The sequence below is a fragment of the Nostoc sp. genome (assembly GCF_036919575.1).
Classification (GTDB): Bacteria; Cyanobacteriota; Cyanobacteriia; order Cyanobacteriales; family Nostocaceae; genus Nostoc.
Window position 1 is genome coordinate 48,295 of the sequence record NZ_JBALBY010000023.1, and the last position, 21,156, is coordinate 69,450.

The 21,156-nt window shown below is 43.6% G+C and carries 20 protein-coding genes; 15 read left to right on the forward strand and 5 right to left on the reverse strand.

From position 1 onward, the window contains the following. Window positions 1–227: 227 nt before the first annotated feature. The 4 genes from V7K27_RS07615 to V7K27_RS07630 all read right to left on the reverse strand — a co-directional run bounded on the left by V7K27_RS07615 (window position 228) and on the right by V7K27_RS07630 (window position 6,506). A complete protein-coding gene (locus V7K27_RS07615) occupies window positions 228–614 on the reverse strand; it encodes a response regulator (protein ID WP_334945850.1) in 387 nt (128 codons plus the stop codon). A gap of 376 nt (window positions 615–990) precedes the next feature. Further along, the gene (locus tag V7K27_RS07620; RefSeq protein WP_334945852.1) at window positions 991–1,359 is read right to left on the reverse strand and encodes a response regulator; all 369 of its coding nucleotides are present in this window, start codon (window positions 1,357–1,359) and stop codon (window positions 991–993) included. Window positions 1,360–2,130: 771 nt separating this feature from the next. Next, window positions 2,131–4,899 carry an ATP-binding protein gene (locus tag V7K27_RS07625; RefSeq protein WP_334945854.1) on the reverse strand — a complete coding sequence of 923 codons (2,769 nt, stop codon included), beginning with the start codon at window positions 4,897–4,899 and terminating at the stop codon, window positions 2,131–2,133. Between the two features lie 503 nt (window positions 4,900–5,402). After that, window positions 5,403–6,506, reverse strand: coding sequence for a response regulator (locus tag V7K27_RS07630; protein ID WP_334945856.1), 1,104 nt, complete (start codon window positions 6,504–6,506; stop codon window positions 5,403–5,405). Between the two features lie 1,017 nt (window positions 6,507–7,523). Here V7K27_RS07630 and V7K27_RS07635 point away from each other — a divergent pair. From V7K27_RS07635 to V7K27_RS07660, 6 genes are all read left to right on the forward strand, one after another. After that, the gene (locus V7K27_RS07635; RefSeq protein ID WP_334945858.1) at window positions 7,524–8,735 is read left to right on the forward strand and encodes a photosystem II q(b) protein; all 1,212 of its coding nucleotides are present in this window, start codon (window positions 7,524–7,526) and stop codon (window positions 8,733–8,735) included. Window positions 8,736–8,923: 188 nt separating this feature from the next. After that, window positions 8,924–10,015 carry a photosystem II q(b) protein gene (gene psbA / locus V7K27_RS07640; protein ID WP_334945860.1) on the forward strand — a complete coding sequence of 364 codons (1,092 nt, stop codon included), beginning with the start codon at window positions 8,924–8,926 and terminating at the stop codon, window positions 10,013–10,015. A gap of 61 nt (window positions 10,016–10,076) precedes the next feature. Continuing rightward, the gene (gene apcD / locus V7K27_RS07645; RefSeq protein WP_334945861.1) at window positions 10,077–10,553 is read left to right on the forward strand and encodes an allophycocyanin subunit alpha-B; all 477 of its coding nucleotides are present in this window, start codon (window positions 10,077–10,079) and stop codon (window positions 10,551–10,553) included. A gap of 104 nt (window positions 10,554–10,657) precedes the next feature. Continuing rightward, a complete protein-coding gene (locus V7K27_RS07650) occupies window positions 10,658–11,143 on the forward strand; it encodes an allophycocyanin subunit beta (RefSeq protein WP_334945863.1) in 486 nt (161 codons plus the stop codon). Between the two features lie 128 nt (window positions 11,144–11,271). Continuing rightward, a complete protein-coding gene (gene apcD / locus V7K27_RS07655; protein WP_334945865.1) occupies window positions 11,272–11,751 on the forward strand; it encodes an allophycocyanin subunit alpha-B in 480 nt (159 codons plus the stop codon). A gap of 206 nt (window positions 11,752–11,957) precedes the next feature. Continuing rightward, the gene (locus tag V7K27_RS07660; RefSeq protein WP_334945867.1) at window positions 11,958–14,198 is read left to right on the forward strand and encodes a phycobilisome rod-core linker polypeptide; all 2,241 of its coding nucleotides are present in this window, start codon (window positions 11,958–11,960) and stop codon (window positions 14,196–14,198) included. On the opposite strand, the gene V7K27_RS07665 is transcribed toward V7K27_RS07660, so the two are convergent. Next, window positions 14,083–14,331, reverse strand: a complete 249-nt coding sequence (locus V7K27_RS07665; protein ID WP_334945869.1) for a hypothetical protein — start codon at window positions 14,329–14,331, stop codon at window positions 14,083–14,085. The two genes, V7K27_RS07660 and V7K27_RS07665, sit on opposite strands and share 116 nt — an antisense overlap. Window positions 14,332–14,380: 49 nt before the next feature. On the opposite strand from V7K27_RS07665, the gene apcD (V7K27_RS07670) reads away from it, so the two are divergent. The 9 genes from apcD (V7K27_RS07670) to V7K27_RS07710 all read left to right on the forward strand — a co-directional run bounded on the left by apcD (V7K27_RS07670) (window position 14,381) and on the right by V7K27_RS07710 (window position 21,011). After that, window positions 14,381–14,902: an allophycocyanin subunit alpha-B gene (apcD, locus tag V7K27_RS07670; RefSeq protein WP_334945871.1), complete on the forward strand. Its 522-nt coding sequence runs from the start codon at window positions 14,381–14,383 to the stop codon at window positions 14,900–14,902. A 75-nt stretch (window positions 14,903–14,977) separates the two neighbouring features. Continuing rightward, window positions 14,978–16,036, forward strand: coding sequence for a photosystem II D2 protein (photosystem q(a) protein) (gene psbD / locus V7K27_RS07675; protein ID WP_334945873.1), 1,059 nt, complete (start codon window positions 14,978–14,980; stop codon window positions 16,034–16,036). Window positions 16,037–16,369: 333 nt separating this feature from the next. Further along, entirely contained in the window at window positions 16,370–17,770 is a 1,401-nt protein-coding gene (psbC, locus tag V7K27_RS07680) for a photosystem II reaction center protein CP43 (RefSeq protein WP_334945874.1), read from the forward strand. A 109-nt stretch (window positions 17,771–17,879) separates the two neighbouring features. Continuing rightward, window positions 17,880–18,020 carry a hypothetical protein gene (locus V7K27_RS07685; protein WP_334945876.1) on the forward strand — a complete coding sequence of 47 codons (141 nt, stop codon included), beginning with the start codon at window positions 17,880–17,882 and terminating at the stop codon, window positions 18,018–18,020. Between the two features lie 112 nt (window positions 18,021–18,132). Next, window positions 18,133–19,707, forward strand: coding sequence for a photosystem II chlorophyll-binding protein CP47 (psbB, locus tag V7K27_RS07690; protein WP_334945877.1), 1,575 nt, complete (start codon window positions 18,133–18,135; stop codon window positions 19,705–19,707). 84 nt (window positions 19,708–19,791) lie between these two features. After that, window positions 19,792–20,007, forward strand: a complete 216-nt coding sequence (gene psbH, locus V7K27_RS07695; protein WP_334945879.1) for a photosystem II reaction center phosphoprotein PsbH — start codon at window positions 19,792–19,794, stop codon at window positions 20,005–20,007. Window positions 20,008–20,110: 103 nt separating this feature from the next. After that, complete coding sequence (locus V7K27_RS07700) at window positions 20,111–20,254, forward strand: hypothetical protein (RefSeq protein WP_334945881.1); 144 nt, start codon at window positions 20,111–20,113, stop codon at window positions 20,252–20,254. A gap of 26 nt (window positions 20,255–20,280) precedes the next feature. Further along, window positions 20,281–20,760 carry a Photosystem I reaction center subunit III gene (locus V7K27_RS07705; RefSeq protein WP_334945883.1) on the forward strand — a complete coding sequence of 160 codons (480 nt, stop codon included), beginning with the start codon at window positions 20,281–20,283 and terminating at the stop codon, window positions 20,758–20,760. Window positions 20,761–20,864: 104 nt separating this feature from the next. Then, the gene (locus tag V7K27_RS07710) at window positions 20,865–21,011 is read left to right on the forward strand and encodes a photosystem I reaction center subunit IX (protein ID WP_334945885.1); all 147 of its coding nucleotides are present in this window, start codon (window positions 20,865–20,867) and stop codon (window positions 21,009–21,011) included. Window positions 21,012–21,156: the final 145 nt, after the last annotated feature.

The following is a 21,156-nucleotide window of genomic DNA, read 5'->3' on the forward strand; positions in this document are numbered from 1 at the left end:
TAAGTTATGCAATTTAGATGAGTTTCAGTTTAATGATTTAACAGCAGAGAAAAAAGCCAGCGATTGACTAACCAGTGACGCTAGATTAGCGAAACAAAGGTAACTCAAGAGCAATAAGTAGCTGAAAAACTCTTTCTTTGGTGAGAATAGGAAATAAAAATGAAGAACCTATGAAGGAAAATACTTTCTTAATGAAAGGTTACATTTGTATAGCTATCTGTTGTTGATTATCGGTTCCAGCCCAGCACTGCTGAAACTTGGCTAGCTAGAGTCATTAAATCAAAAGGTTTAGCGATCGCAGTTCTCACCCCCAATTTAGTAAATTGCTCTAGTTCTTGAGATGATAATGTAGTCGTTAACAAAATTACGGGTATATCTTGGGTTACGGAGTTATTCTGTAGTTGGTGCAAAATTGTCGATAAGTCTCTATCGGAGACAAAAGTATCCAGATCCACAAGGATAACATCAACTTTTTGCGTCTTTGTTTTAGCGATCGCTTCTTGGCTCGATACCGCCGTCAGTACCTCCCAGCCTTCTACTGTCTCCAAGCAAAGCTGAGTCACTTCCCGAATAGCATTTTTATTCTCAATCAGTAAGATGCGTCGGGTTTTCACTATAAATATTTACCTTCTGGCTTGCGATTGCCAGCTTCTTCTCATAGGGTAGGCAAAAAATATGAAAAACTAATGAAGAATGATAAAGAAAAAGAAAAATAGTTACACATTCGTGATAAACAAGATCCCCGACAACTTTTACGAAGTTGGGGATCTTGGGGTTGCAATTCTCGCAAATCAAATACGATTGCTATCAGGGCTATTTCATTCTAGACAGAAACCGCCCAGAACTGAAGTTCTTTGGCTTTTAGCTAAAGTCCGTTAAAACGGACTATAACCTATAACCTTTTCTTAGTCGTCTTTAGACGACTTTCGCTATTAGACTCAGAATTCATTCTGAGGCGGACTAGATGAGAATGAAATAGCCCTGGGATTGCTATATTAACGCCTGTGCAACTTGTTCAGACAGAGTAAAAGGGTCGTAAGGCTTAGTAATTACTGCCGCCACTTTGAGTTGAGTAAAGTGACGCTGTTCGGCAGCCTGTGCTTTTGCTGTTAATAAAATCACGGGAATATTTTGGGTTTCAGGATTTGCTTGCAGATTCTCCAATGTCGTCAACCCATCCATATCCGGCATCATTACGTCTAAGAGAATCACATCTGGATGTTCACAAGCAGCTTTGAGCAAACCTTCTTTACCAGAACCAGCTGTCAGCACTTGCCATTCATTAGCTATCTCTAGACATATCTGAGTCGTTTCTCGGATATCTTCTTCATCATCAATAATCAAGATACGCTTGTTCATTTGTTAGAGGTTGTTTCAAAAGTGGTTAACTGTGATTTTAGGCACTTGTTGATCCCCCCTAACCCACGCCAGTCGCTCCACTTGGGGAGACCCCAAGACCGCGCTGGCTCCCCGATAAATTGGGGGGAATCGGAATTAAAGTCCCCCTTTTTATCGGGGGATTTAGGGGGATCTAAAACTTTTTGCTACCAACAAGAGGACTTTTGAAACATCCTCTTATACCATTTTGGATTTTAGATTTTGCGGAAAGTGTTTTTCATCGCTTATACCAATTCTGTATGAAGATGCGCTAAACCATATTTAAGTAGAAGAAAGAAAAACGAACCGCGTTCGCGTAGCGTCTCCAAGAGTTGGACGCGAAGGACGCGAAGAAAGAAAGAAAGAAAGAAGTTAATAGGAGTTACGCATTGACAGACATAACCAAATATGAATCACATCTCGTTCCTGGGCTGCTGCCTGGGAACGAGGCAGGGCAAGACTTTTATCTTAATAAGCTTGATATACACATGATGCTCAATTTGTAAAGTGCGTAAGTCCTAGTTAAAAGGGTTTGACGCAGCTTTATAAAGAAATGGTATTACCGAAACAGAATTCAGGAGTCAGAATTCTGTACGATGCTTACTGAGCTTACGTTGCCCTGACTTGTGCCGAGCGTAGCCGAGGTAGCTTTCTGCCGTACCCCTACGGGGAAGCAAGCTACGCGTAGCGTCTCGTAGAGAGCGCCTTGATTCTGAATTCTGAATTCTGAATTCTGCATTCTTCTTCAACTACTTAATGATTAATAGGTAATGTGAAATAAAATGTACTACCTTTCCCTAAAGTACTTTCTGCCCAAATCTGCCCTCCGTGCTGTTGTATAATGCTGCGGCAGATTGCTAATCCCAAGCCAGTTCCCCCTTGATGACGCGAGTTAGAGGCATCGACTTGCTGAAAACGGTCAAAAATCTTTTCTAATTTATCCTCAGGAATTCCTCGCCCCTGGTCTTTTAGCTGGAATAGGATGTTGGAGTGGCAAGGGTCAGAGGAAGAACTAATCCCTTTTGTGACTTCTGTATTTATTTCTTTCCTAGTCTCTACTTGGGCGCTCAACCAAACTGTAAAACCTGGAGATGAAAATTTAATCGCGTTGCTGAGTAAGTTGGTGAGTGTCTGGATGATCCGGTCTGAATCTGCCCATAGCTGCACTGAAAGGGGCGTTAATTCTAGCTTAATCTCTGCTCTTTCGGCCATTGCCCGCATTTCGTCCACTGCTTGACTCATCAAGTCAGCTGCATTGCAGGTCTGTTTATACATCGTTGCTTTGCCGGAATTGATGCGTTCAATATCAAGGATGTCGTTAATCAGACGTACCAAACGGTTAGTGTTATCAAAGGCAATTTCCAGCATCCTCTGGCTTTTTTTTGGTTGATCATTTAAGGAACCACGCGCTAGTAAACCTAAAGCGCTGCGAATTGAGGTGAGAGGTGTCCGTAGTTCGTGACTTACCACTGAGACAAACTCATCCTTCATTCGCTCGACTATCTGTCGCTCGGTAATATCTTTAAATATGACTACTGCTCCGACAATATCGCCTTGTTCTCTAATCGGTGTGCTTACATACTCGACTGGAAATTTCGACCCATCACAACGATAAAATATGTCATCAGAAATATGTTGTACTGCCCCAGTTTCCAGAGTGGCGCGAATCGGATTTTCTTCCCAGCAATAGGGAGCGCCGTCGGGTTGGGAATGTTTTACAATTCCGTGCATAAACTGATTTTTTAGTTCTTTCACCCCAGATAAAAGCATTCTGGCTGCTGCTGGATTAACAAAGGTGATATTACCTTGGGAATTTAAACCGTAAATTCCCTCACCTGCGGAGTTCAAAATTAACTCACTCTGTCGGCTGAGGCGTTCTAGAGAGGCTTGTGTTTGCTGGCGATCGCGTAGTGCCTGTTCGCGTTCGCTCATTTCCCGCAGCAATCTTTCATTAGCACGCTGTAACTCCGCCGTTCGCTCCTGTACTCGCTCCTCTAGTTCGGCATTCAAAGCAGAGATTTTTTTCTCTGCCTGCTTGCGTTCTTCAATATCTCTCTGTAAGTCAGCATTGAGTACGTGAACTTTCTGATACAGTTCATATTGATGAATTGCCATCGCAAAGTGACTGCCCAAAGCTTGGGCGAGTTCAACTTCTGCGGTTTTCCATTCTTGGGCTTGACTCCGCTTTAACTCTCGCCATGCTTCAAAGGATTGAACCGGGCGCTGATGTCGCGCATTATTGCGGTCAGGTCGTCGCGCCCACAGAGTCTCTGTGTCTATTTCATGGCGAAAAATACTCAAGTAACCCAATATCTGCTGCCGATATTGCAAGCAAATAACCAATAAGCTGCGAATCCCAGCATCAAAAAACGCCTGTGCCAAGTCTGACTGTAGTGCGGCCCGATGTAAATCAGTAATTGCCCACACTAGTTTTCCCTTCCCAACAGTCGCCTCCATGTTTAACCACTCTTGCCAACCGGGATGTTCCTCGAAGAGGATGGGGGCATTGGGCATGGGGCATTGGGCATGGGGCATTGGGCATGGGGCATTGGGCATGGGGCATTGGGCATTGGGCATTAGTTCTTCCTCCTCATCTCCCTCATCTCCCCCTGCTCCCCCTGCTCCCCCTGCTCCCCCTGCTCCCCCTGCTCCCCCTGCTCCCCCTGCTCCCCCTGCTCCCCTCCTCCCCCACTCCCCCACTCCCCCACTCCCCCGCTCCCCCATTCCCCAATCCCCACAGCTAAACACCTGAGCCGCCTCACCTGGGTTTTGGGGAGCGATATAAATTCTGCCACCAGCAGACTGTAAAGCAGATACAGTCAACTCCAGCGCCTGTTGTAACTGCATTTCGGTCATGGAATGCAGTAGCTTGGCCACGCGGTTAATTGTGGCTTCTTGGTCAGCTTGGGCGCGGGTTTGTTCGAGGAGAGTATTTTGAGCGATCGCAATTGATAATTGATCTGCAACCAGTTGCACTACTTGTAATTCCCGCTCGCTCACTTGTCGCGGCGAACTGTGATGAGATACCAACAACCCCCATAATTGGTCACGATGCAAAATTGGCACAACTAGAGAAGACTGCACTCCCATTGAGGTGAGGTATTCTATATGGCATGGGTCTACGAGTCGAACCCGCATATTATTTTCATCAAGTGGCTCGGTCGTTTCTAGACTATCTAAGGGACTCAGCCCAATTTGCTGGGCTGCAACATCCACAATTGAGCGCTGACGAGCTTTCAGAAACAACTTCCGAGCTTCAAGTGGAATATCCTCAGCCGGAAAGTGTTGTCCTAATAGAGATGGTAAGCGATCGCAGTTAACCGACTCAGCCACAACCTCACCGCTCGCATCTGCATCAAAACGATACACTTTAACCCGGTCAGTCCCCAAGAATATACGTACTTCAGCAACGGTTCCTGAGAGGATTGCTGGTAACTCTAGGGATTGACGAATGCGGTTCATCATCCGATGTAGCAGCGCTTCCAAGGAGTCGATCGGCTTTTGTTTTTTGTCTTTTGTCATTTGTCAGTTGTCCTCAGATAGCGGCAAACCGAGAAAGTCACGTCGCTTTGCTCCGAATTCAAAATTCAAAATTCAAAATTCAAATTAACAATCCCCATAAATAAATGATATGTTGGCAAATTGAGTCTAACCCATCAGCCTTAATCCATCTTAATTTCTTTAATTTCAGTGCGTTTCAACGCACTTTAGCTATTAGCCCGGAATTTATTGTCGGGCCCGAAAGCAACGCAAAACCAAGATTTTAGGTATGAGGTTTAACCCCTCGTAAATTGACCAACACGATCATAAATTTAGGGGCTTGTAATTATGAATTAGAATTACAGCAGATTTCAAGGAAAGTGAAGTACACAACGATTTGTCTCAAAGCCAAGTATAAAGCCTGTTTTACTTCTGAATTCTGACTCCTGAATTCTGACTCCTGAATTCTGAATTCTGAATTCTGAATTCTGACTCCTGAATTCTGACTCCTGAATTCTGACTCCTGAATTCTGAATTCTGCTGTATCAATTATTTTCATCGTCTACAACATAATGACAAAGTACTTTATCCAATTCTCTAAATGCAGGCTGCTGTAGTTCCCCAGAAAGAAGTTCTACTAAATGGCGAAGACGCAATGCCTCATTTTGGTCAAGAGTAATTTGGGATAGCAATATTTGCTCTATGTGTTTAGCCAGACGTGAACCTTCTGCAAAGCCAAAAATGCCCAAAGCTCCCCCTAACTTATGTGCTGCATGATATGCTTTTTGCCGTAATTCTTCAGAGAGATTGTTAGCTTGTAACTCGAGTGAGGCTTGTTGTAGAATTTCTAAGCGATCGCTACTGTGTACTTTCAACTTCTCCCACACAACTGCTAATGCTTCCCTAATCTGTGGCTTCCTCTTGCTTTGGCTTTTTTTTATTTGTCTTGAGGCTACAGAAGGTTTTTCTTCATCTGCAAATACTTTCAGACGATAACCTAAACCATAGACTGTTTCAATAAAATCAGTTGGTGCGCCAGCTTGCGTTAGTTTCTGTCGCAAACCCTTGATGTGAGCTGTCACCGTATCCTCTTTAGGTGCTTCTTCTACAGACCAGAGATGGTCTAAAATTTCACTGCGGCTGAAGACAATATGCTCGTTACGCAGAAAAAGCTCCAGTAAACGATACTCTTTAGGCGTTAAATTCAAAGCATGAGAACCATAAGTCACTTCACAGCTACCAGGGTCAATACGCAGTTTTTCCCATTTCATCACTGACAAAATGGGTGAATTTCGTCGCCGCAATAAAACGCGAATTCGAGCTAATAATTCCGAGAGTTCAAAAGGTTTAACAACATAATCATCTGCTCCGGCATCTAATCCCATCACTTTGTGAGTGCTAGAATTTTGGCCCGTCAGTAGCATTATAGGTGTTTGATAATTATGGGAACGTAACCTCTGACAAAATTTTATGCCGTCCAATTTGGGCAGAATGATATCTAGCAAAATTAAGTCATAGCTAAAAGCTTCTACTAGCTCCCAACCAAGCAGACCATCAGCAGCAATATCAACTACATAGTGTTGATTACCAAGGACACTTTCAAGTGTTTTGGTGATACACTCGTCATCTTCAACTAGTAAAATTCTCATTCAATATCACCCTACTGTACCTAAACACTAGGACTTCATCTACTACTAGCACAGCGCAAATAGAGCAACCATTGAAAATCAATGAAACCCTTAAGGTATATGAATTACGAATTACGTTAGTGAGTCTTGTCTACGACATGCTGTTCGCGTTCAAGCGTCATTACGAATTACGAATTCGGCCAAGCAGTACTAGCATCTGTGGTGAACAAGTTTATAAGAAGAATTCAGAACTCAGGAGCGGAGCCGGAGACGCTCCTCGGCTTGGCGTCAGAATTCAGTATGAATTCTGTACGAGTGGGTGATGAATATTGGTCAAAACCTCGCCCCTGGCGATGCCCGTAGCTCTGCCGTTGGGTTAAGCGAAAAAAATTAAAATATTCTCGCCTTAAAACTCTATCCCTTTATGGGTAGAGTATTCTGAATTCTGAATTCTGAATTCTGACTCCTGTTTTATTTGAAAATCATTAGACCTCTTATAAAAGTCAAAAAACCGCCCGAAAGTTTATTTTCGGACTAATAGCTCAAGTCGGTTTAAACCGACTTATGACAGTAGTTTTAGTCCGTTTAAACGGACTTTTGCTATTAGGCAGTGACTTGAGTCACTGGCGGTTCTGGCAGTTCAAGTATTTTTGCAATAGGTTTATTATTGACTGTTCTCTGATCCAAAACTTATACAGCTTCAAGCAAATTTACATTTGTTTACTTATTTTGATAATTAAAACGTGACTTATATATTCATTTTTTAATGCCTCTATCTATTTCTAGAGCCGTCATTGAAGAGTCCAGGGCTAGGTCTTTCCCCTCTGACCTTTCTGATGAATATTGTTAACTTCTGTGAAGATATCAACTTCCTTCATTGGTTCTTCATGTTTTTTTATTATCTTCCTTGACATCGACCTTGAAGTAGTTTTTGTCTCAGCGGCTTTGGTTTGAGTGCAAAAGATTATTCTGTTGTCTCCGGTTTGAGAAACTGTGGCGATAGAGAATTTCTATTTAATTATGCAAGGATCTATTAAGATGGCGCCAAAGTCAGACAGCATAATTGCAACTTCGACTGTTACCGTAGATGAGGCAGTGAGAGCGGCGGCTACCGCCGATGTTAACTGTCATGAGGCGCGGGTTACGCCTGCAAATCATAATCTTCAAACAATAGCAACAAACATCCTAGAAAGAGGGGGGAAGATTAGTTTATGGGAAAAGTTTTGTTCATGGGTGACGAGTACTGAAAATCGGCTATATATTGGCTGGTTTGGCATACTGATGATTCCTACTATTTTAACGGCAGCCACCGTTTTCATCATTGCCTTTATTGCCGCTCCGCCCGTAGACATGGGCGGAATGGGTTCACCAATTTCCGGTTCTTTATTCGACGGCAATAATATCATTTCAGCCGCCGTAGTACCCACATCAGCTGCAATTGGTTTGCACTTTTACCCAATTTGGGAAGCTGCTTCTTTTGATGAGTGGCTTTACAGTGGCGGTCCTTATCAGATGATTGTGCTGCACTTTTTGATTAGCATCATCTGTTACCAAGATCGGGAATGGGAATTAAGCTATCGCTTAGGGATGCGTCCCTGGATTTCTCTGGCGTTCACTGCTCCCGTTGCTGCTGCCATCTCTGTATTCTTAATTTACCCAATTGGGCAAGGGAGTTTTTCTGCGGGAATGCCTTTAGGGATTTCCGGTACCTTTAACTTCATGTTGCAGTTTCAAGCAGATCACAATATTCTGATGAGTCCGTTGCATCAGTTAGGGGTGATTGGGGTATTAGGTGGTGCAATGCTGAGTGCGATGCATGGTTCTTTGGTGACATCGACCTTGATTCGTACCAAAGAAAGCGACTCAGAATCGATTAATACCGGATACAAACTCGGTCAAAAACATCCAACCTACAACTTTGGGTCTGCTCAATTCTATCTGAGGCGGTTGGTATGGCGGCGTGCAAGTTTTCCTAACTCTCGCAAATTGCATTTTTTCCTCGCGGCTTTTCCAGTAGCAGGAATTTGGTCTGCGGCCTTAGGGGTTGATGTCGCTGCATTTAACTTTGAAAAACTCACATTTGATCAGCCAGAAATCAAAAGCCAAGGCCGAGTTATTAACACTTGGGCAGACACAATTGATTGGGCTGATTTGGGGATAAAAGTGGCAGGCGAAAGCGATCGCCGAGTTTATAACTTCTCTGAAGATTTAGCTACAGGGGAAGCCATCCCGTTGAGTTTTGAATTTTAAATTAGTTGGGAACGTGCATTTCATACCATTTTAGATTCCTCGTTCCCAGTGTCAGACTGTGAACGCATTCAGAGAGTTTCTACCTTCTGCGATCGCCATCGCCAGTATGAGGCAGTAGCCCACCTGTAGGCATTCCCAGCCTGAGATTGGGAACGAGAAACAAGAAATTTTTGAATTTGGAATTATTTATGACTACGATTTTGCAACGAGAGAGGGGCCGTTTCCCAACTTGGGAAAGGTTCTGTAATTGGGTTACTAGCACTGAAAATCGGCTATATATCGGCTGGTTTGGTGTCTTAATGATTCCCCTCTTAGGAGTTTCCTTCTGCGTCTTCACCATCGCCTTCATCGCCGCGCCGCCAGTTGACATTGACGGTATCCGCGAACCGGTAGCTGGTTCACTACTCTACGGTAACAACATCATTACCGGTGCCGTAGTTCCCATGTCCAATGCTATTGGCTTACATTTTTATCCCATCTGGGAAGCCTCTTCTGTGGACGAATGGCTTTATAACGGTGGCCCCTACCAGATGATTGCATTTCATTACATACCTGCCCTTAGTTGTTACATGGGGCGTGAATGGGAATTATCTTACCGTCTTGGTATGCGTCCTTGGATTTGCGTAGCCTACAGCGCACCGTTGGCAGCTACAACCTCCGTATTCTTGATTTATCCCATTGGACAAGGCAGTTTTTCTGATGGTCTGCCTATGGGTATCAGTGGTACTTTCAATTTCATGTTTGTGTTTCAAGCCGAACACAATATCTTGATGCATCCCTTCCACATGTTGGGAGTGGCTGGAGTCCTTGGAGGTTCACTCTTCTGTGCTATGCACGGTTCACTGGTAACATCAAGCTTGATACGTGAAACCACCGAATTAGAATCCCAGAACCTTGGTTATAAATTCGGTCAAGAAGGAGAGACTTACAACATTGTTGCGGCGCACGGCTACTTTGGTCGTTTGATTTTCCAGTACGCCAGCTTTAACAATAGCCGATCGCTCCATTTCTTCCTTGCAGCTTGGCCCGTAGTTTGCATTTGGGCTGTAGCTCTAGGTATCAGCACAATGGGATTTAACCTGAACGGATTTAACTTCAATAACTCAATTCTCGACTCTGAAGGTCATGTGCTTCCATCTTGGGCTGATGTTTTGAATCGGGCAAACTTGGGCTTTGAAGTAATGCACGAGCGCAATGCTCATAACTTCCCATTGGATCTTGCTAGTGGCGAAGCATATTCTGTGCCAGTTGCACTTCAAGCGCCTGTAATTGCTGGTTAGGCAATTGTTCAGTGGAAAAACAACTGACTACTAACTACTAACAAATAACCAAAAGTAAACAATGAGCATAGTTACAGAATTGATTTTGAATGCTGATAGTGAATCTCGCTATCCTGCTCCCAAAGAGCTAAGAGTTTTTCAAGAATTTTTGAAAAGTGGAGATCAGCGAATTCGCATTGCCAAAATATTATCACAGAACGAACAACAAATTGTCCAAAATGGCAGCCAAAAATTTTGGGAACGGTGTCCTAACACTCCCAGTAATAGCGGCAATGAGCGCAAGACAGCTTCTTGTCAACGCGACCAGGGTTGGTATGTCCGCTTAGTTGCCTATTCTATCTTAGCAGGAAGTGAGAAACCCCTGGAAGAAATTGGCACGATTGGCATTAAGGAAATGTACAACAATTTAGAAATTCCTCTCAGAAATATCGTTGAGGCTATGCGCTGCATTAAAGATGAAGCGATATCCCTGCTGAGTGATGAAGATGCAGTCGAAGTCGGTCCTTATTTTGACTACATCATTAGAGCGTTGTCATAGGAAAGTTAAGGATGAAGTATGAAGTTTAAAAAAGTAAGTTCTTACTTCATCTTTTCCTAACTGCTAATTACAAATATTTCGGAAATAAATTTAGGAGAAAAATAATGCAAGATGCAATTACTGCTTTGATCAATACCTCTGACGTTCAAGGCAAATACTTAGATAACACTTCTTTAGAAAAGCTGCAAAATTATTTTCATAGTGGTGATGTCCGCGCTCGTGCAGCGACGACAGTTAGTGCCAATGCCAAAAATATTGTCACTAAAGCAGTAGCTAAATCTCTACTTTACACGGATATTACTGGCCCTGGTGGCAATATGTATACTTGCCGTCGTTATGCAGCTTGTATCCGGGATTTAGATTATTTTCTGCGCTACGCCACCTATGCCATGTTAGCTGGTGATCCATCAATTCTTGATGAGCGGATTCTAAATGGCTTGAGAGAAACTTACAACTCTTTGGGCGTTCCTGTTGGCGCAACTATCCGCTCGGTGCAAGCCCTGAAAGAAGTATCCACAAGTATTGTAGGTGCTGATGCTGGTAAAGAACTAGGTGTCTATTTCGACTACATTGCTTCTGGTTTGAGCTGAAGAGTTAGGAGTAGAGACGCGATTAATCGCGTCTGTACAGGAGTTAGGAGTTAAGAGTTTTACATTGATAATTACTCAGTCTTTACTCCTAACTTCACCGTAATTTAAGTAATAAAAGCACAAAAAAAATGAGCATTATTACAAAATCAATTTCTAGCGCTGATCGGGAAGCTCGCTATCTCAATCCTGGTGAGTTAAGCGCTATTCGCAACTTTTATGAAGGTGGATTTTCTCGGCTGCGTATTGCTGTAACTCTGACAGAAAATGAACAAAAAATTGTCGAAAAGGCAAGTCTCAAGTTTTGGGAACGATGTCATGATACTCCCAGTAATAGTGGGAATAGAATTTATCGGTCTTCCTGTTTGCGTGACCAAGGTTGGTATATTCGTCTGATTACATATTCTATAGTGCTGCAAGATATCGAGCCACTGGCGGAAATTGGCACTATTGGAGTTCAGGAAATGTATAACTCTTTAGAAATTCCACTCCCCAATCTAGTGATAGCAATTCGTTGTCTGAAAGAAGTTTCTTTAGACCTTTTTGATTTAGAAGATGCTGCGGAGTTAGCACCTTACTTTGACTACTTAATTCAGGCATTGACACCTTAATAAAGAGAGACGCGATTAATCGCGTCTGTACAGGAGTTAGGAGTTCAGAATTTTGAATTAATACAGCAGATTTCAAGTTGATGAAGTACACAAGCTAAGTCTTAAAGCTAGGTATAAAGCCTGTTTTACTTCTGAATTCTGAATTCTAAATTCTGAATTCTGCTGTAACTTCTAACTATTACCAATTACCAATTACCTTTTTAACAATGAATATAAAAGCAAGTGGTGGTAGCCCTGTTGCTTACCCGCATAGATATCAGACTTTACCTATTGCAGTAATTTCGCAATCTGAACAACAAGACCGCTATTTAAAGCAGACTGAAGTTGAGGAACTAGGAGCATTTTTTAGTTCTGGTAATCAGCGGTTAGAAATTGCGGAAACATTGACTCGTAATGCAGATGAAATTGTGTCTGCTGGAGCAAACCGGATTTTTTATGGTGGTTCGCCGATGGCTTATCTGGAAAAGCCTCAAGACCCTGTGGGATTACCTGGTTCTGGTTATTATGTGGCTGAGGATTACCTGACGGCGGCGAGGAAAAGTGGTGTTGCTCCTGGTAAAGAACGCCTCAACTTAGCAGACAATCTAAACTTTTTCAATCCTTTGAGCGGTTGGTTAGAACGAGCGCGGACTCTTTTGACTGATAGAGAACCACTTCCTGGGGGTTTCCACTTTATCAATGTCTCTCGCTATGGGGCAACCAGGATGAAAAGATCCATGCGAGATTTAGCGTGGTTTTTACGTTATGTCACTTTTGCCATAGTTGCAGGAGATGATAGCATTCTGACAGCTAATGTTCGGGGGTTACGCGGTGTCATTCCAGAAGATGTAACGGAAGCTACTGTGGTTGCTATCAAGGAAATGCAACGCCAATCCCTTACCTACTTCCCAGAAAATGCTGAGGCGGGGGAACTGATAAAGCAATCTTTTCAGACATTGATAACTGAATATTTAGCAGAAAAACCCACAGCAAAACTCAGAGTTGGGGTTTCTAACGAACAGCAAGGTTTAGTATTACCTCAAACTTATGCGATCGCGGCAGAACATCGACTAAAATTTGTGATCAAGTCGGTGCTATCAGAAACGGAAAAGCTAGCTGCTATTCAAGCTGCTTATCGTCAAGTCTTTGAGCGCGATATCACCGCAACTTATGATTTTCCCGCTAGTGAATTGGAATCTCAGGTTAAAGGCGGTCAAATCTCGACGAAAGAGTTTATCCGCCGCTTGGGTCAATCTCGCCTCTACCGCCGCTTGTTCTATGAACCGTTTACTATTAGTCGCGTTATCGAATTGGCGATGCGTCACTTTTTAGGACGGGGGTTGAGTTCTCTGGCGGAGTTCCAAGAATACTTTGGCATTATTACCAAAGGTGGTCTGCATAAGCTGATAGATGCGTTGGTAGATTCCCAAGAATACGCTGATTATTTCGGAGAAGAAACTGTACCATATCTGCGCGGCTTAGGTCAGGAAGCTCAAGAATGCCGCAATTGGGGGCCGCAACTGGAATTGTTTAAGTACAGCGCTTCTGTTCGCAAAGTTCCTCAGTTTCTCACCCTTTTTGGGAAGTATCAGAAACCTTTACCCAATCAGCATCCCTATGGTTCTGGTAATGACCCGCTAGAAATTCAGTTCGGTGCGATCTTTCCTGTGGAGACTTTGCCTGCAACGAATCTACACAATCCTGCACCCTTTGGGAAAGATAATCGTCGCATCCTGATTAGTTCTGAAGGCTTTGGACAAGTCCCAGGCTCTTTGGGAAGGGTGATGAAGCTAGTACAGACAAATCACCGGAATGGTCACGAAACAAACGGTTCTAGCCCAAAATTGCCCACCGGACTTAGTATCAGTCTGACGGAAAATTCATCATCAGCAGTGATTCAGGCAGCTTATCGACAGATATTTGGGCGCGATGTTTTTGAAGGTCAGCGTTTAACATCTGTGGAGTCAGAGTTACTATCTGGCGAAATTACGATCCGGGAGTTTATTCGTCAGTTAGCTAAGTCTAAATTATTCCGCAAAACCTATTGGGAACCGTTGTATGTAACTAAAGCGATTGAATACATCCATCGGCGTTTGTTGGGTCGTCCTACTTACGGACGTGAGGAAATGAATCGCTATTATGATGTCTCTGCAAATCAGGGCTTCTACGCTTTGATTGACAAAATTATCGACAGTGCAGAATACATTGAAGTTTTTGGTGAAGATACGGTTCCCTATGAGCGGTATGTAACACCAAGGGGTTTGGCGATGCGACAGTCATCAGCCTCTCATGCTCTCAATATGTCAGAAAAATCGCTGCTTTCATCGCGATCGCAACTGGATCGATTTGTTCCTAACAACCGCAACGGCAAAGTACAACTTTTGCTAGAGTCCGCGAATGGACATGAGTTAAATGTCGAAATGTCAGCAGAACTGAGTTATGCAGAATCAGAGATGAGCGATGTGTGAGAGGGGATGAGGGGGATGAGGGGGATGAGGGGGATGAGGGGGATGAGGGGGATGAGGGAGATGAGGGGGATGAGGGAGATGAAGAAAGTGTTTTCCCAATGCCCAATGCCCAAATCCAAAATCTAAAATCCAAAATCTAAAATCCAAAATCCAAAATCTAAAATCTAAAATCCAAAATTGCTATGAGTTTAGTCAAGCAGGTGATTCTGAACGCTGATGAAGAATTGCGTTATCCTACCCCGGCAGAAATTCGGATGATTCAGAATTTTTGCGATTCGGGGGAACAACGGATTCGCATTGCTACAACTTTGGCAAAGAACCAAAGTCGATTGGTAGAACGAGCTAGTGATAAGTTCTGGAAGGTGTGCCCGGTGACACCCAGCAATAGTGGCAATATGAGGAAGACTGCTTCCTGTCAACGCGACCAAGGTTGGTATATCCGTTTAGTTGCTTACTGTATTTTGGCGGGGAATGAGCAACCTTTGGAAGATATTGGCACCATTGGGATGAAGGAAATGTATCAATCTTTGGGAATTCCGATTTTCAATTGGGTGGAGGCGGTGCGCTGTATCAAAGAAGCAGCACGGGAACTCTTGGGGGATGAGGATGCTGCGATCGCCACTCCTTATTTCGATCATATCATTCAAACTCTCGCCTCTCCCGGCCCTCCTTATTTTCAGAATAATGGTCGGACGGATTGGTAAATTGTCATTGGTCATTGGTCATTAGTCATTGGTCATTGGTCATTGGTCATTAGTTATTTACAAAGGACAAATTATATGACTATAGCTCTCAGACGCGGTTACGCAGGCTGGGGATGGTTTACTACCCTTGATGACTGGCTGAAACGCGATCGCTTTGTATTTATCGGTTGGTCTGGTTTATTACTTTTCCCTTGCTCTTATATGGCATTGGGGGGATGGTTTACTGGCACAACGTTTGTTACTTCCTGGTACACTCACGGCATAGTTAGCTCTTACTTGGAAGGTTGTAATTTCCTAACTGCTGCGGTTTCCACTCCTGCAAATAGTATGGGTCACTCCCTACTTTTGCTGTGGGGGCCGGAAGCTCAGGGAGATTTAAGGCGGTGGTTTCTAATTGGCGGTTTGTGGAATTTCGTCGCCTTTCATGGTGTCCTTGCTTTAATGGGTTTCATGTTGCGGCAAATGGAAATTGCGCGAACTGTAGGCATTCGTCCTTATAATGCGATCGCTTTTTCTGCACCGATTGCCGTTTTTGTTTCTGTATTCTTGATGTACCCTTTGGGTCAATCTAGCTGGTTTTTTGCTCCCAGCTTCGGGGTAGCTGCAATTTTCCGTTTTTTATTATTCTTTCAAGCTTTCCATAACTACACCCTCAACCCTTTTCACATGATGGGTGTGGGAGGTGTCTTAGGCGGAGCATTGTTGTGTGCAATACACGGGGCCACTGTGGAAAATACTTTGTTTAAAGACACCACAGGTTTTAATACTTTTAGTGGCTTTAGCCCCACCCAATCTGAAGAAACTTACTCAATGGTAACTGCAAACCGCTACTGGTCGCAGATTTTTGGGATTGCCTTTTCTAACAAGCGGTGGCTGCACTTCTTTATGTTATTTGTGCCGATAACTGGTTTGTGGATGAGTGCGATCGGTATGGTGGGTTTGGCGTTTAATTTGCGGGCTTATGACTTTGTTAGCCAAGAGATACGAGCAGCAGAAGACCCAGAATTTGAAACGTTTTATACCAAAAACATTCTCCTGAATGAAGGGGCTAGAGCCTGGATGGCGCAAGGAGATCAACCCCACGAACACTTCCAGTTTCCAGAAGAAGTATTACCCCGTGGAAATGCACTTTAGTTATTGGTTATTGGTCATTAGTCATTAGTCATTAGTCATTTGTCATTAGTTATTAGTTATTAGGACTTACGCACATTCTACGAATTCTTGACGTTATTGGCGTCTTGGCGGTTCGATCAATTAAGGTTTTTGGCGATTTTTGCGTAAGTCCTGATTATTTACAAATAACAACTGACAACTGACAAAGCGCAAAGTCTGAGCGTCGGCTGACGGCGTTCGCGGAGCGTCTCTGAAAGAGACTCAGAACTTTGGAAGTGAGGACAAATGATAAATGACAAATGACAAAGGACAAAGGACAAATGACAAAGGACAAAAGTCAAAGGACAAATAAAAATGGAAACCTCTTTAGGTCGTTCTTCAACTAAACCGAAAATCAGTGCCCCAGCAGCAGAAGGTCGTGACCAAGCATCTACCGGATATGCTTGGTGGGCTGGTAATGCCCGTTTTATTAACTTGTCTGGTAAGTTTTTAGGCGCACACGTTGCCCATGCAGGCATAGTGGCTTTTTGGGCGGGAGCAATGTTGTTGTTTGAAGTCTCTCACTATGTCCCAGACAAGCCGATGTATGACCAGGGCTTAATTTTGATGCCGCACATCGCTACATTGGGTATTGGTGTGGGACAGGGGGGAGTAATTACAAGTGTCTTCCCATTTTTTGCGATCGCTGTGACGCATTTGATTGGCTCTGCCGTTTTGGGTATTGGTGGTCTATATCATGCACTCAGAGGCCCCGAAAGGCTAGCTGGTTTTTTTAATTTCGATTGGACTGATAAGGACAAAATTTCTAGCATCTTGGGCTATCACCTAATCGCCTTGGGTGTGGCAGCGTTCTTACTTGTCGGCAAAGCCACCCTTTGGGGCGGCATATATGACACTTGGGCACCGGGCGGCGGTGATGTCCGCCTTGTCACCCAGCCAACTCTCGACCCCCGCATCATCTTTGGTTATTTGTTAAGAGGAATTACAGGTGGTGCAGGTAATATTGCTGGCGTTAATAACCTAGAGGATTTGGTTGGCGGTCACATTTGGATGGGTAGTCTTCTAATTTTGGGTGGTATTTGGCACGTTGTCACCAAGCCCTTTAAGTGGACTCACGGCATTTTTACCTGGTCGGGTGAAGCTTACCTTTCACAAAGCTTAGGTAACGTTGCTGGGCAAGCTTTAATTGCCTCCATGTTTATTTGGTTTAATAACACTGCCTATCCCAGTGAATTCTACGGACCTTCAGGCCCAGAAGCATCGCAAGCCCAAGCCTTGACCTTCTTAGTGCGTGACCAAAAATTGGGGGCGAACGTCGCTTCGGCTCAAGGCCCCACAGGCTTAGGTAAATATTTAATGCGATCGCCTACAGGAGAAATCATCTTCGGTGGTGAAACAATGCGCTTCTGGGATACTAGGGCGCCTTGGCTAGAACCATTGCGCGGTGTCAACGGACTAGACATCGATAAGATTCAGCATGACATTCAACCCTGGCAAATTCGCCGCGCAGCCGAGTACATGACTCATGCACCTTTAGGTTCTCTGAACTCAGTAGGCGGTGTATCGACCGAAATAAATGCTTTTAACTTCGTATCACCACGTACCTGGCTAGCTTCTGCACACTTTATCTTTGCTTTCTTGTTCTTAGTTGGTCATCTTTGGCACGCTGGACGCGCCCGCGCCGCCGCCGCCGGTTTTGAAAGAGGTTTGGAGCGTGAAGACGAGCCAGTTAGGTCTATGAATCCACTGGATTAGGTATTTGGGACTGGGGAAGAAGCAGGGGGAGATGAGGGAGATGAGGAAGATGAGGGAGACAAGGAGAATAACCAATGTCCAATGCCCAATGCCCAATGCCCAATGCGTCATGTCTAAATTAGATTTTCAGAAAATTATTGCTCCCATAGTTGGGAATATTGCGATCGCCTTTTTTTCTGTGCTTGTAATGTTGTTGAAAACCTTTTTTCCCAAATCCATATCAGGCACATACCTGCAACTGTTTTTCTAAAAGTTAAGAGCCATAAATTCAAAACTCCTAACTCTTGTACAGACGCGACTAATCGTCTTGTACAGACGCGATTAATCGCGTCTCTCCTAACTTTTTATAAGGAGCATAACAAATGGGATTACCTTGGTATCGCGTCCATACAGTGGTCTTGAATGACCCAGGACGATTGCTAGCAGTACACTTAATGCACAATGCCCTTTGTGCGGGCTTTGCCGGTTCCATGCTTTTGTATGAACTGGCTCTATACGACCCCAGCGATCCAGTACTCAATCCCATGTGGCGACAGGGGTGTTTCTTAATGCCTTTTGTGGCGCGTTTGGGGGTGACAAATTCCTGGCAAGGCTGGAGCATTACAGGTGAAAACTTTGTCGATCCGGGTTTTTGGACATTTGAAACTGTAGCGATCGCTCACATCATATTTTCCGGTTTGCAATTCCTATCTGCTTGCTGGCACTGGGTATACTGGGATGTCGCCACATTCTTTGACCCCGAAACCGATAAACCAGTTTTAGATTTGCCTAAGATTTTTGGTGTTCATCTATTATTAGCTGGTTTACTCTGCTTTGGTTTTGGTGCTTTCCATTTAACCGGCATTTTTGGGCCGGGTATGTGGGTTTCCGACCCCTACGGTTTAACAGGGCATATGCAACCTGTCGCCCCGGTGTGGGGGCCAGAGGGCTTTAATCCTTTTAATCCGGGTGGGGTTGTCGCTCACCACATTGCCGCAGGGGTTGTAGGCATTATCGGTGGGCTGTTCCATTTAGCTGTTCGACCGTCGGAGGTGCTGTATCGGGCACTACGGATGGGAAATATTGAAACGGCTCTCGCCAGTGGGCTGGCAACTTTCTTTTTCGCAGCTTTTGTAGCTACTGGTACTATGTGGTACGGCAGTGCTACCACACCTATAGAATTGTGGGGGCCAACTCGCTACCAGTGGGATCAAGACTACTTTAAACAAGAGATTGACAGGCGGGTTCAAGTTGGCTTAAATGAAGGTAAAACTCCTTCAGAAGCTTGGTCAGCCATTCCCACAAAGCTGGCTTTCTACGATTACATTGGCAATGATCCTGCCAAAGGCGGTCTGTTCAGAGTTGGTCGAATGGTGGATGGCGATGGGTTAGCTATAGATTGGCTCGGTCATCCAGTATTTAAAGACAGTGAAAATCGGGAATTAACGGTACGAAGAATGCCGGCTTTCTTTGAAAATTTCCCTGTTGTCCTAACAGATAAAGATGATATTGTCCGCGCCGATATTCCCTTCCGGCGAGCAGAATCAAAATTTAGCTTCGAGCAATCTGGGGTTACAGTCAGCTTTTTGGGTGGGAGACTGGATGGTCAAACCTTTACAGATCCCTTCAATGTCAAGCAATATGCCCGCAAAGCTCAACTCGGTGAAGTTTTTGAATTTGACCGCCAGAGATACAACTCTGATGGGGTTTTCCGAACGAGTAACCGGGGCTTCTTTGCCTTTTTCCATGCTTGTTTTGCCCTAGTGTGGTTTTTCGGACACATTTGGCATGGTTCTCGCACCATATACCGGGATGTCTTTGCTGGAATTGACGCAGACTTGGAAGAACAAGTCGAGTTTGGTGTCTTCCAGAAAGTAGGAGATTTAAGCACACGCAAGAAGGAGAAGGCTTTAGCTTCAACTTCAACTTCAACTTCAACTCAGGAACCATCTGTTTAAGAACTTCCAAATAAAACAGTTGACTGTTGATTGCTGACAGTTAACAGTCAACTTCATACTTCATCCTTTCAAGCAATCCATGCCATGCAACAACAAAAGTTTAAATCCAAAAAAATCGCACCTTTGCAATACTTTTTCAGGAACTTAAATTCTGAAGCAGGTAAAGTTGCTCCTGGCTGGGGAACCACACCATTCATGGCTGTTTTAATGCTATTGTTTTTCGTTTTCTTGTTAATCATTCTCCAGATTTCCAATTCTTCAATCTTGCTTGAGGGAATCAATATAGATTGGTCGAATTGAAGGATGAAGTATGAATTATGAAATTATGCTCATCATTCATCCTTTACACTTCATACTTTATTTATCGAATTCAGCTAACCATTAACAATTGTGAGGTATTTTCATGCAACATATCTTTCTTGCCTATGGCGAGGGACAATTCGCTTCAACGGGAACGGGAGTGTTTTTTGGTTTATTAGTAGCTGTATCATTTGGCGTGCTTTTGATCACATATGCAGCAAATACCTATCCGGCAAATCGTAATTAATATCATCTCTAGGAGCAAACAAAATTATGAAACGAATATTTACTTTGGTTTTGGTAATTATTCTCTGGCTTGGTATTATCACCTCAGCTTTAGCGGAGAATACTACATTAGTTCCTTGTGCCCAATCATCTGCATTTGTAGAACGAGTGCAAAATGCCCCTGATAGTTATTACACAACAAAGCCATTAAAGGCTTATTCTCAGTTACTTTGTGGCGAGGATGGTTTACCTCATTTAGTTCTTGACCGCCTCAGCCTTGCCTTAGACGTGCTGATTCCCATAGTGATATTTCTCTACATTGCCGGTTGGATTGGCTGGACTGGTCGTTCCTATTTGCGGGCAATTCAAAAACTTGGTTCCCCAGAAGAAAAAGAAGTATTTATCGATCTGCCACTGTTCGTCAAATGTATGATCCTGGCTTTTCTTTGGCCGGCATCAGCACTTCAAGAGTTTCTCAGTGGTGACTTAGTTGCTAAGGATGAAGAAATTCCGATTTCAATTCGCTAAAGGCTATTGACAGGTGATAGTTTTTGATTAACTATCACCTGTCAATAAACCCCAGAAAAAATGACATTTTGTCAAGGCAAACTTAGTTGATTTAGGAGAAAAATATGGAGCCACGTTATTTGTTAAAATCTCTCACACTGCTTCCTGTAGTTGCTACCTTAGCAGTGATTATTTTAGCAGTAATTTTCATTGAATTAAATTACATTTTTCCTGGGTTACAATATGGAACTTTTTTCCATCCTCTACCGTAACTCTGTTGAGTTTTGCTAATAATTTTTCAACCCATTATTAGGGAATACCAAAAAATAAATTATCCATTCATTGTAGGGGACGTTAGATCAACATGATGCCGTACTTGACGCTAACACACCCTACAAAATTGGATATTTTTTTAAT